Origin of the sequence: Paenibacillus sp. y28 (assembly GCF_037137075.1) — a bacterium.
Taxonomy (GTDB): Bacteria; Bacillota; Bacilli; order Paenibacillales; family NBRC-103111; genus JBBBNV01.
Window position 1 is genome coordinate 192,822 of record NZ_JBBBNV010000003.1, and the last position, 11,894, is coordinate 204,715.

General features: G+C 53.8%; 10 protein-coding genes. 2 read left to right on the top strand and 8 right to left on the bottom strand.

From position 1 onward, the window contains the following. Positions 1-67: 67 nt before the first annotated feature. A complete protein-coding gene (locus WBG83_RS05415; protein WP_336743361.1) occupies positions 68-2,161 on the top strand; it encodes an ATP-binding protein in 2,094 nt (697 codons plus the stop codon). 146 nt (positions 2,162-2,307) lie between these two features. Here WBG83_RS05415 and moaA read toward each other — a convergent pair whose 3' ends face one another. The 3 genes from moaA to WBG83_RS05430 all read right to left on the bottom strand — a co-directional run bounded on the left by moaA (position 2,308) and on the right by WBG83_RS05430 (position 4,677). Further along, the gene (gene moaA / locus WBG83_RS05420; protein WP_336743363.1) at positions 2,308-3,312 is read right to left on the bottom strand and encodes a GTP 3',8-cyclase MoaA; all 1,005 of its coding nucleotides are present in this window, start codon (positions 3,310-3,312) and stop codon (positions 2,308-2,310) included. A 99-nt stretch (positions 3,313-3,411) separates the two neighbouring features. Then, a complete protein-coding gene (locus WBG83_RS05425) occupies positions 3,412-4,161 on the bottom strand; it encodes an AAA family ATPase (RefSeq protein WP_336743365.1) in 750 nt (249 codons plus the stop codon). Positions 4,162-4,230: 69 nt separating this feature from the next. Continuing rightward, the gene (locus WBG83_RS05430; protein WP_442955797.1) at positions 4,231-4,677 is read right to left on the bottom strand and encodes a thiol-disulfide oxidoreductase DCC family protein; all 447 of its coding nucleotides are present in this window, start codon (positions 4,675-4,677) and stop codon (positions 4,231-4,233) included. A 249-nt stretch (positions 4,678-4,926) separates the two neighbouring features. On the opposite strand from WBG83_RS05430, the gene WBG83_RS22570 reads away from it, so the two are divergent. Then, positions 4,927-5,067: a hypothetical protein gene (locus WBG83_RS22570; protein ID WP_442955798.1), complete on the top strand. Its 141-nt coding sequence runs from the start codon at positions 4,927-4,929 to the stop codon at positions 5,065-5,067. A gap of 145 nt (positions 5,068-5,212) precedes the next feature. Here WBG83_RS22570 and WBG83_RS05435 read toward each other — a convergent pair whose 3' ends face one another. From WBG83_RS05435 to WBG83_RS05455, 5 genes are all read right to left on the bottom strand, one after another. Continuing rightward, positions 5,213-5,551 carry a hypothetical protein gene (locus WBG83_RS05435; protein WP_336743368.1) on the bottom strand — a complete coding sequence of 113 codons (339 nt, stop codon included), beginning with the start codon at positions 5,549-5,551 and terminating at the stop codon, positions 5,213-5,215. Positions 5,552-5,852: 301 nt separating this feature from the next. After that, the gene (locus tag WBG83_RS05440; RefSeq protein WP_336743371.1) at positions 5,853-7,391 is read right to left on the bottom strand and encodes an extracellular solute-binding protein; all 1,539 of its coding nucleotides are present in this window, start codon (positions 7,389-7,391) and stop codon (positions 5,853-5,855) included. A gap of 150 nt (positions 7,392-7,541) precedes the next feature. After that, positions 7,542-9,908, bottom strand: coding sequence for a helix-turn-helix domain-containing protein (locus WBG83_RS05445; protein ID WP_336743372.1), 2,367 nt, complete (start codon positions 9,906-9,908; stop codon positions 7,542-7,544). Positions 9,909-9,993: 85 nt separating this feature from the next. Continuing rightward, complete coding sequence (locus WBG83_RS05450) at positions 9,994-10,863, bottom strand: carbohydrate ABC transporter permease (protein WP_336743374.1); 870 nt, start codon at positions 10,861-10,863, stop codon at positions 9,994-9,996. Between the two features lie 11 nt (positions 10,864-10,874). Next, positions 10,875-11,864, bottom strand: a complete 990-nt coding sequence (locus WBG83_RS05455) for an ABC transporter permease (protein ID WP_336743376.1) — start codon at positions 11,862-11,864, stop codon at positions 10,875-10,877. Positions 11,865-11,894 lie beyond the last annotated feature (30 nt).

An 11,894-nucleotide genomic window follows, 5' to 3' on the forward strand; every position in this document is an offset into this window, starting at 1 on the left:
CGCTTTTTTTAGTAACAATTGGATGGCTCATTGAAGTTCGTTACGAAACCGCCGAGGTTGATAAAATATGATGAATAGCTGGTGCAGCAGGAAACGGAAGCAAGCTTTATTTGTCTTCCTTTTATTTTTTATGCTCATACTGGCCGGATGCACAGTGAAGCCCCCTTCTTTCGATATGGCCAAGCAGGGGGTGGCCGACCTGCGCGGCTGGTCCTTTATGCAGCAGGGACCTGTCAATTTAGACGGGGAGTGGGCCTTCTATTGGCAGAAGCTTCTGTCTCCTGAGCAATGGAGGGAAGCAGAGGACAGCGGAGCAGCCCCCGATTGGATTGAGGTGCCCGGCTCCTGGAACGAGCAGGTGCTGCGGGACGGCACAGTGCTTCCTGGCGAAGGGTACGGAACGTATCGGCTGCGGGTGCTCCTTCCGCAGAACGGTCCGCCAGCGTACGCAATTACGGTGCCTGGCGTATCAACAGCCTATCGCTTGTGGGCCAATGGGGAGCTGGTTATTCAGAGCGGCGAGCCCGGGACTAACCGGGAAGATGCTGTAGCCGAGGACAGCAAGCGGATGGTAATTCTGCATGAGGCCCATGGTGAGGTGGATCTCATTCTTCAAGCCTCCAATTTCGAGCACCGGCGAGGGGGAGTTTGGCAGCCAATCAAAATCGGCACGCCGCCCCAGCTTCAGCTGCGTTCTCTTCGCCTGGATGCCGCCGATATTCTCGTGTTCAGCTGCCTGCTTGTCGTCGGCCTGTACCATCTGGCCTTTTACGCACTGCGCCGGGAAACGAAGACTCCGCTGTTTTTCGGTCTGTTTTGTCTCATTACCGGACTGCGTTCGCTTCTGGTCGGGGAATATGTGCTTGGGCGGCTGTGGCCCCATTTTCCGTATGCGATCGATATGAAGCTGGAGTACATGACGATTATAATCGGCATTCCGCTTTTCGTCCGGTTCATTCATTCGCTTTACCCCGAGCCGTTTCACCGCTTGATGCTCATTATTCCGGAGCGTCTTTGCTTGGGGTGCGCCGTATTCGTCGCGGTCACTCCCACCATTGTGTTCACGCAGTGGCTGCTGTTGTTCCAAACTCTGGCGCTCGTTATGGCTTCTTATCTGGTTTATGCCATTGTATGCGCCATCCGCAGCCGTCAAGAAGGAGCCTGGTTAATCGGGCTTGGCTTTGTGCTCTACGCGTTGTCTGTCTTAAACGATATTTTGTATTTCAACGAAACCTTGTGGACGGGCAGCTATTCCCCAATCGGCCTGCTGCTGCTGATTTTTGTCCAGGCGGTTGCCCTGGCTCGGAAAATTGCCGGATTGTTTGCGGATCTGGTCAACATCAACGCTTCCCTGGAGCAAAAAATCAAGGAACGCACCCGGTCCCTGGAAGAGTCCGAAGAGGCGCGGCGCTACCTGGTTTCGAACATTTCCCATGAGCTGCGGACTCCGCTGACCTCGATACGCGGCTACGTGGAGGCGATCTTGGACGGTGTCGTGCGGCAGCCGGAGCAGCAGGAGAAAACGCTGCGGCTCGTTCAGGACAAAACACTGACCCTGCAGCGGCTTGTAGAGGATCTGTTCGAGCTGGCCCGGCTGGAAGCCCGGCAAAGCCCTTTTCATTTCCAGGCGTTATCCGTTGACCAAGTGAAATTCAGTGTGCAGGAGAAATATGAATTTGACGCCGAGTCTGCAGGCATCTCCCTAACCGTCCACGGCCCTGGGGAACGTGTTTGTATATGGGCGGACAGCGAACGGCTGGAGCAGGTGTTTACCAATCTGATTTTCAATGCCATTAAATATACCCCGGCTGGCGGGAAAATTACGGTTCGGATGGAAATCCAGCAGCCTGCGGAGAAGACGGAGAACGATCGTTTAGATGAACGCCCCGTTTTAAAGGAACACGCGCCTAAGCTTCTAATCACCGTGGAAGATACCGGCAAGGGAATCCGTAATCAGGATTTGCCTTACATATTTGACCGATTCTATAGAGGAGATCCTGCCGCGCCCTCCTCTTTGCCGAAGAGCGGCGGACTGGGGCTTGCGATCACAAAGGAAATTGTGCAGGCCCACGGCGGATGCATCTGGGCGGAAGCCTCCGCAGACGGCGGCAGCCGCTTCTGCTTCACCGTGCCAATCAAGCAGGAAGAACAGACCGATTAGCTTTAGCTGCCGGCATCTCCCCTGCTTCAGCCATCCCCCCGAGGGCCAAGCTATCGCCCATGCCGGGCGCACAATCAAAATCCGGCCCAAGGACGCTGTGCTGCAGCTCCTTGGGCCGGATTTTCGTTTATCCGTGTAAACAGGGATTAGCCTCCGATTTGCGACATGCGCCGCACAGTCGGTGTGTGGGACTGAGATTGTCTGCGAAGTGCTTCCGCCATTTCATGATTCAACGGCTTCACGCCAAGCGCCTTGAAAAACAGCTGCGCCACCGCCTCGTCATTGCCAATTACGCCGCGGACATTAAATTCATCGGTCCAGTACAAGCACGGCTTAATGCTGCCGTCCGCCGTCAGCCGGAGCCGGTTGCAGGTTTCACAGAAATGGTCGCTTACCGGATGGATGAGGCCGAATCGGCCCTTCGCTCCCCGAATCAGGTAATTATGGCTCGGTCCGTTTCCGTAAACCTCCCCGGTGCTTTCCACAGCCCAGCCCCGGGTAAGACACCGCTCCAGAACTGTATTCAGCGGCAAATACTTGCTGCGCCAGCCGTCATCATCATGGCCGATAGGCATGTATTCAATAAAGCGAACATTGATCTCTTCATCGATCGTCCATTGGAGGAAATCGTCGATTTCATCCTCGTTGAGTCCCTTCATCAGAACCACATTGATTTTAATCGGATGAAAGCCGACCCGGATGCTCTCCCGAACGGCGCTCATTACCCGCTGCACATCCCCGCCACGAGTGATAAGCGCGAATCGGTCGGGCCGCAGTGAGTCAAGGCTAATATTCACCCGGGTCAAGCCGGCGGACTTAAACTGTGCGGCCCGGTTAGCCAAATAAATTCCATTGGTCGTGAGCGCAATATCTTCAATGCCCGGAATTTGGGAAAGCATGGCTACCAGCTGAGGCAGGTCCCTGCGAACCAGCGGCTCGCCCCCGGTCAAGCGCAGCTTGCGCACCCCATAGCCTGCCAGCACGCGGACAACCTCCCGGATCTCGGCAAAAGAAAGCAGCCTCTCGTCGGGCTCGAACGCCATGCCTTCTTCAGGCATACAGTAAACACATCGCAAATTGCAGCGGTCGGTGACCGAAATTCGTAAATAATCGTGCACCCGGCCGAAGGAGTCAACAAGCTGAACTGACATTGGCCCCGCTCCCCCCTGTTTTCTTGTCAAGTTTCCTGACAATGATGTACTCCTATCCTACCTGATCCGTTCTAAAAAAGCTACCGTCAGAAAAACAAATCAAGCCTCAAACAAATGCTTCAGCATCCGTTCCCGTTGCGTCATAAACTGAGAGTATACCTCGTAGTGCTCCGTTTGCTCCAAGGTACACTTCTCTAGGCCAGCAGAGGTAATATAATAAAGCAGCGACTCGGGATAAGCCATCAATATCGGTGAATGGGTGGCAATGATGAATTGGGAGTCCTGCTGAACCAATTCATGAATCCGGGACAGTAAGGATAGCTGACGCAGCGGGGAAAGAGCGGCCTCCGGCTCGTCCAGAATATACAGGCCTTTCCCGGAGAAGCGGTGTACGAAGGCTGCAAAAAACGATTCTCCATGCGACTGCTCATGCAGAGACACCCCGCCGTACGAATCGATAATCCGGCGTCCTCCCGGCTCCCGGTCCAGCTCCTCAATTTGCGTCGCCAAATTATAATAGCTTTCCGCCCGGAAAAAAAACCCGTCCCTGGGCTTAGTCATCCCCCGTACAAGCCGAAGGCGCTCGTGCAAGGAAGAGTGGGACGCGCGCGTCGCAAACGAGAAATTCAGCGTGCCTCCCTCCGGATTAAAGCCCCAGGCTACGGCAATAGCTTCCATCAGCGTCGATTTGCCTGTTCCATTCTCCCCGCAAATGTATGTTACCTGTGGATGAAAGCTCAAATCCTCCAGCGACCGGATGGCGGGCAGGTTATAAGGATAGCGCGTAGGGTTCTCCTGCTGCATCAGCACTAAAGAGCGGAGATATGCCGTTTTGGCGGTCAGCGTCATCACGTGGCCTCCTTTTTTCCTTATACAACCATGTTGCTCTGTCTATAGAACCACTCAACTCCACCGGCGCTATAGATCCAAAAAACGGCTGCGCACGTCTTTCGTCGGCATCAGGCAGCTGTCGGCCTTGCCGAACCAGCGATATCGCCGCATGGCAACCCAGTCATAAATCGCGTCCCGCAGCGGACGGGGAACGGCCAGCAGCAAAGCGGCGCAGGGCCACAGCCCGGACAGATGGCGGGCCGCTCGCAGCGCTGCCGACGATTTCACATACAGCCTGCCTCGTTCCAGCAAAATGACGCTATCCGGCATCTGAGACAGGGGGAGCGTGAACATGGCATCCGCCTGCACTTGAGCCTGACGCTCCTCCGCTCCGGTTCCCGAATCGGAACCATTCCGGCTAGGGTCCGGTTGGCGCCCGATCCTGCCGTGTACCGCCTCCATAACGAGCCTGCGGCCAATATCGGACTGCAGCGAGGCGAAATGAATGTACCCGCGCTTATCCCGCGGTATAATAAATTTAACAGCGCCATGGCATAATTGGCATTCCCCGTCATACAGCAAGACGGCGTCCCTTCGGACAAGACCATGATCATGCTTGTATCGGGCTTGAGCGTTCACCCGGATACACCTCCTGTCTGCTTAGCCGGAATCGCACGCCCGGCGCGCGCATAAGCAATTCGTCAATACACGGTGGTCTTTCAAGCCTGCTACAGGCCTGCGGCGGGTCCGCTCCAAGCAAGCCCGGAGACACTGTAGCACTGGCTGAAGGAATGGTATTACTTGTACACTTATCATAGCACAATCCTGTGCCGCGGCGACATTCATCACCTGCCGTGGCCGCTGCAGCAGGCGGAGGCGGCGCTGCCCCTAAAATGCGAACCTGACACACATCTGAAATGTTAGCTGTTCAACTTATTCCTCTCGCTTAGCCGCACTGCGCGCAGCTCCTCAAGCCCAGTGTCGCACCGCATGATGGTGATCCATCACTGGCCGTCATGCTATAAACAAAGCCCGCAGGCTTATTAAAGCCTACGGGCAAACACGCCGTTTATAAATCTATCGTACCGTTTCCGTCCGTGATACGGCTTTCCGCAGCCTTTACAGCAGCATAATCCGCAAGAACGTGATCCGGCACAGCAGCTATGCTGGAACCGCCGGCCGCTATCTTGTCTCCCCTGCCAATCGGATCGTCGGCAGCCGCTGCCTCGATCGTAATTCCCTCAGCCGCACCGGCCGTTGCCGCACGATCCTCCGGGACCCCAAACATACCGATAATGACACTCACGAATGTGGTAAAAATGACGACTTTCATCAGGCTGATCGTTTTCATCTTCCATCCCCGCTTTTTTGTATAGTTGACGTTTCGTTTCAACGAATTTGATGTCATGCTGTTTGACCTGCTTTTAGAATAGCCTGTAAATCTTAAGCGGACCTGAGTTTTATCTGAACGGTTGCTGAAAGTTTAGGGGGACCTTCCGCCGAAGCATAAACCGGAGCAGCACAAAAACCGGGCTCGCCGGCGGATCTCAGTCCATTCCGCGGCAAGGCCCGGTTGTTTATCGCTGTAAGGTTTGCTTCGCTCGTTGTAGGGTTTGTTTCGCTCGTTGTAGGGTTTGCTTCGCTCGCTGTAAGGTTTGTTTCGCTCGTTGTAGGGTTTGTTTCGCTCGCTGTAAGGTTTGTTTCGCTCGTTACTTGATGCCGTTCCGTTTCTTGTAAGCCTCTGTCATCTCTTCGCTCATCTTCACAATATTCGGATCGTTCCTCATTTTCTCAACGTAGGCATCCCATGCCGCGATCGGCTCCCGGCCCAAAATAATTTTGGTTTTCAAATCCTGCAGATTTTTTTGGAACTCCGGCAGAACCTGCTGCGCGGTAGGAGAATACAGCCCGATGCTGATATCCGCTACGCTCGATTTGGCGCGGTCATCCTGAATTTTGCGGAATAACGTATCCGCCTCCTTGGAGAAGAAGCTTTTCGTAGAGCTGGCATACGGATCGGCTACATATACGATTTGATTAAAATCAGGTCCCCCGTGCTCGTTCAGCTTCGCCTGATCGACCACCTTGACGCCATCCTTCACCGTGTGATCGACGCCCTCGATGCCATACGTTTGAATGGCAAACACGTCATCGTTCATCCACGTATCCAGCAGCTTCAGGATACGCTTCATTTTGGCCTCAGGCACGGTTTTTGGAATGGTCAGCACCCCGGCATAGCCCGGTCCTTTCGGGTTGAAGCCGTTCAGACTCGTCAGCGGATAGAAATCCGTCTCCTTAATCGTCGGGACCGTCTTCTTCAGCTCGGTGATATAATCCATCATCGTGCCCGCTTTATCAACGATAATTCCCGCCTTGCCAGCCTTGAACATATCCTTAAGCTGGGTCCCCTTCAATGAAGCGAAATCCTCGGGGATTAGCTTCTCCTGATTCATTTTGATTACATATTCAAGTGATTTGCGCTCTTCCGGCAGCAGGTCCTTATACACCATTTTGTTGTCGACCCATTTCCAGTTGCCGTTAATGCCTGCCAGCGAATTGCCGATGTTTCCGAAGGTTCCCATATCCGTGAGATTCACGTTTCCGGCCAAGCCGATGGTATCCTTTTTGCCATTTTTGTCGGGATCGTTTTCTACAAACGCTTTCATAACCTGGTACAGCTCATCCACTGTCGTCGGCGGCTTCAGGCCGAGATTGTCAAGCCAGTCCTTACGAACAATGAAGAAGCTATCCGCTTCAGACGGACGGGGACGGGGAATGCTGTAATTGCGCCCATCCTCCATTTTCGTTAAATCCCAGGCCGTTTTTGAAATTTTGGAGGACAAATTCGGGTAATCCTTGATGTAATCCGTCACGTCCCAGAAGGCGCCCTGCTTCGCCATCGAACGGAATACCGGCGAGAACGGCTCATCGATGTACGTCAGCTCCGGAATGTCTCCCGAGGCGAGAGTGACATTCAGCTTGTCTTTGTAGCTGTTGGAGGAGACCCACTGGATGTTCAGCCTGGCGTTCGTAGCCTCTTCAATTAATTTCTTGATCGCATTGTCATCTGAAGGCGGTGTTGGGTTCAGCAGGATCGTCATGATGTTTACCTGGAGCGGAGAATTGTCCTGCGCGGCTCCCCCGGAAGCGGTACCGGACGTGGTACCGCTTCCGCCGCAGGCCGAAAGCAGTCCGGCAAGCAGCACACTGGCGGCAAGTCCGGCGAACTTCAGTTTGTTCCATTTCACTGGCGATCTCCCCTTCGTTTCCTGATTATAGTCAAGGCTCAGGTTCTAACGTAACGCGCGAAACGATTGCCAACAAGCATACATTTTTGCAGTCCGGGGATGATGGCCATTATCCTTTATTGCAGCGCTTTCACCTTGTTGCAGCACCCTTTATTTCGAGCTCTCCCGGCTCATTTCCCGGTATTGGCCCGGGGTCACCCCTTCGTACTTTTTGAAAATCCGGTTAAAATACGTCTGCTGATAGCCGCTTTTTTCGGCGATATCGTTAATTTTGTAGTCGGTGCTGCGCAGCAGCTCTTTGGCCGCATCCATCCGGATGCTCGTCAAATAATCAATGAAATTGATCCCCGTCACCTGCTTAAACGCCCGGCTCAGCGTGAAGGGACTCGTGCCGAAGTGCTCCGCACAAGCATCCAGTGACAAATCGGTCATGTACCGCTCCTTCAGGTATAGAATCACCTTCTCGACCATCTGCTTCAAATGGAAATCCTGCTTGCTGATGAGCTCATAAACGAATACGCCGACCACCTTGAATTGGAACCACTTCAGGATGTCCTCCGAATCCTTCAGATCGCTAAGCTGCCCGAACGGATTGGCCCCGTCGAACAGCTGCACCGGATTAAGCCCCGATTCCAGCATCGCGTGCAAAATGGTCCCCAGCAGCTGCAGCATGCCCTGATGCACCATAAGCTCCGTCGCGCCCCCCGCGGACAAATCGTCCAAAAACTGGCGGATAAGCGTAACAGCCTCTTCCTCGGAGCCCATACGGATGGAGTGGACAATTTCTTTTTCCAGCGAGAACGGGTATGTGAACTCCCGCTGTGTGCCAACCCGCTCGAATTGACCGTCGTCAATAATTTGGCTTTCGTCCAGCAAATCGCGGTAGCCCAGCGCATGTCTGGCTTCCTCGAATAAATACGGAATCTGCTTCATCTGATTGGAGGTGCGGCTTATGGAAACCGTCACCTGGAGCTTCAAATTGCGTTCCACCTCCTCCAGAATCGTCCGGGCCAGCAGCTGCAGATCCGTCTGCACCTTCTTGGCCGCGGCCTGGCCCGGCAGCATTAGCAAAATACCGCCCGACATATCGTGGAAATTGAGCGCCTCAGCCTGCAGCCCCTGGTTCGCTGCCAGCTCCCCAGCAATGTTCGTAGCAGCGAAAGTCACCAGCTCCTCATCACCGGATGCGAATTTTGCTTCAACCCGGGAAAGTCCCCGCATCCGGAGCATCATCACAGCAAACTGCACATCACCGGCTTCCCAGCCGAAATGATAAAACCGTTCCCGGATTTCGGCTTCGTTCAGCGAAAACAAATAGCCCTGCACCAGCTGCAGCAAGAAGCTTTCCCGCACAAGCGGCATTTGCCGGTCCAATATTTCACGCAGCGATTTGCTCTCGGTCGCCAGACTGTTCCAGTGCTTCTCAATCCAGGCAAATTCGTCTTTTTCCTGTGAGCGGTCCAGCGCGCCGCGCCCGCCAAGCAGCGTTCCCATTAATCGGTCGATGGGGGAATACAGCCGCACGGAAGCAAACCAGGACAATAGAAGCGCCAGCAACAGGCCGGCGGCGCTCATACCCAAAATAACCTTGGATATAAATAATACCGGACTCGTCACGGTCGTCAGCGGCGCGGCGGATACGAAGGTCCAGGCGCCGCCCAAGCGGCTGAAGGTGCCGCAGGAGACCGAATATGTAATGCCTTTGTACGTAAACAGGAACGGCTCTCCCGCAGGCCCGCGCCGGATCACCTCCCTGCGCAGCGCTTCATCCAGCGGGCTGGGCGGCGTATCGCTGGTAATGAGCCACTCCTTATCCTCGCCAAGCAGCAGCGTAGCGCCCTCATTATATGGTGTTAGCGTTTTCAAAAGTTCATTCAGCTTATTCATATCCAGCGTCGCTACAAGAACTCCGAATGGCTCAAGGCCACCGCCGGACAGCTTGTTGATTAATGTCAGCCTTCCGCCTTCCCCGGGGCTTCCGCCCGGTCCTGTATCCTGCATCCCGCTCCAGAGCACCGATTTGCCCTGCTTCAGGAGAGCGGCATAATTCGCCATGACACCCGGATCGCTTAAATAGCTGTACCGCTCCTTATTCATCACCAGCGGACGCGGCTTCTCCAAATAAATGTCGACATTGCCAATCAAGGGATGCGAGCCCTCAATGACGATAAGCGTACGGAACAGCTCCTGCACCTGCCCGTATTTGTACACAAAATCGAGGCTTTTCAGCTTGTCATCGAAATTGGTGTCAAACGACCAGTGGGAGAAGGTCAGCTCCAGAAACGAAAGCTGGTCATCGATGTTTTTGGCCCGCTGCCAAATTTGATTTTGGTGCAGAGCCTGCAGCTCGCTTTCGATTTTGCCCGTCACCGACCAGTAAATACCTGCTCCCGTAATAAGACCCGGTATGCTGGCAATCAGCAGAATCATAATCAGGCTCGTACGGTAAAATCTTCTTCGAAAGCCGACGTCTTGCTTTTTCAACAACTGCCATGATTTGAATACGCCTTGCAACAATTCGGATCACCTGCCAAGAATGGAATAAAGGGCCATACCTTCATCCTATACCGGAGCATAGAGAAGGCACAACCCCTTTCCCAGATTATCCCTTAACCGAGCCAACCATCGCTCCTTTGGCAAAATGCTTTTGCAGGAACGGGTATACGGCCAGAATGGGCGCGGTTGCGACCATGACCGACGCCATTTTGAGCGTTTCCGCCGGCGGCGGCTGGACGAACACATCCGAGGCACCCAAATCGCTGCTGGTGGCGTTGAGCAAAATATTTTGCAGAAGCACCTGAATCGGCCATTTGCTCGAATTGTTCAAATACATCAGGGCGCTGAAAAACTGATTCCAGTACCCGACCGCGTAAAACAGCCCGAAGGCGGCTAGCGCTGGCAGTGACAGCGGCAAAATGATGCGCACCCAGGTCGATATTTCGTTGCAGCCGTCAATGGAGGCCGATTCCTCCAGCTCCACCGGGATGCTGTCGAAGAAGCTCCGCATCAAAATCACGTTCCACCCGCTGGCCAGGGCCGGAAGAATAAGCGCCCAGACGCTGTTAATCAAGCCCAGCTGGCGGACCAGCATGTAATGAGGAATAATGCCCGGGCTGAACAGAATCGTAAGCACAATCGCCATCATGAACCACTTGCGCCCGCGCATTCTTCTGCGTGATAAAGCGTAAGCAAGCGAGGCGGTGACAACAAGACTGCAAGCGGTTCCAACTGTGGCCAGAAAGCCGCTGTTTCCCAGCGACCGGAGAAACGATTTAGTAGACAGCAGGTACTTGTAGGAATCCACGGACCAAACCTCTGGAAACAGCACAAACTTTTTGTGCAAATATTCGCTTGGGTCTGTAAACGAAACGATAAACACATAGTACAGCGGAAAAAAAGTGAGCAGCGCGACGATCCCCAGCAGCGTCACATTGCATAGATTGAATAACCGGTCCCCAAAGCTTTTGACCATGCCGCTCCCTCCTAATATACGCCCTCTTCTCCGAATTTTTTGGCAAGCTTGTTCGCCAGCATGACAAGAACGAGCCCTACGGCTGATTTAAACAAGCCGACTGCGGTACTGTAGCTGAACTGCCCTTGCTGAATCCCGACCCGGTATACATAGGTATCGAACACCTCGGCCACCTTCGATACGGCCCCGTTATACATGAGGAAAATTTGCTCGAAGCCGATGTCCATAATGTGACCGAGCCGCAAAATCAGCAGAACGATAATGACACTGCGGATCGAAGGAAGCGTTACGTGCCAAATTTGGCGAAGCCGCCCGGCTCCATCAATCTTCGCGGCCTCATACAGCTGCGGGTCGATGCCCGCCATTGCCGCCAGGAACACAATGGTTCCCCAGCCGGCCTCCTTCCAGATGGATTGGGCGGTCACCATAATCCAGAACAAATCCGGATTCGTCAAAAAGTCAATCCGCTGTCCGCCAAAAAACTCGATGACCTTGTTCACCAGCCCCTCCCCTTTGGCAAACATCAGGAACGTCAGGCCGGCGATAATGACCCAGGATAAAAAGTGCGGCATGTAGATGATGGATTGCACGAAGCGCTTGTACATTTCCCCCCGCAGCTCATTGAGCAGAAGTGATACGACAATCGGCAGCGGAAAGAAAAAAATCAGATTTAGCAGGCTAATGGCCATCGTGTTGCGGAACAGCAGAAAAAAGTCAGGATTGGAGAAGAATCGTTCAAAATGCTCCAGACCAACCCACGGGCTATTCAGCATCCCGGCAAACGGCGAATACTGCTGAAACGAAATGAGCACGCCCCACATCGGCACATATTTGAAAAGAAGAAAAAATAACAGACCGGGCAGCGCTAAAACATAGAGCAGCTTATCGCGCCGCAAATCATGAAGCAATTTTTTGACGTAGCCTGTCTTTAATCCGGCTTTGGCCAAGGGCTTGCCGCCGGAAGCCGTTCCGGCAGCGGGCTGATGCTTTAAATGCTCCATATCGATGGCTCCTTTCTGAAATTGGCAGGG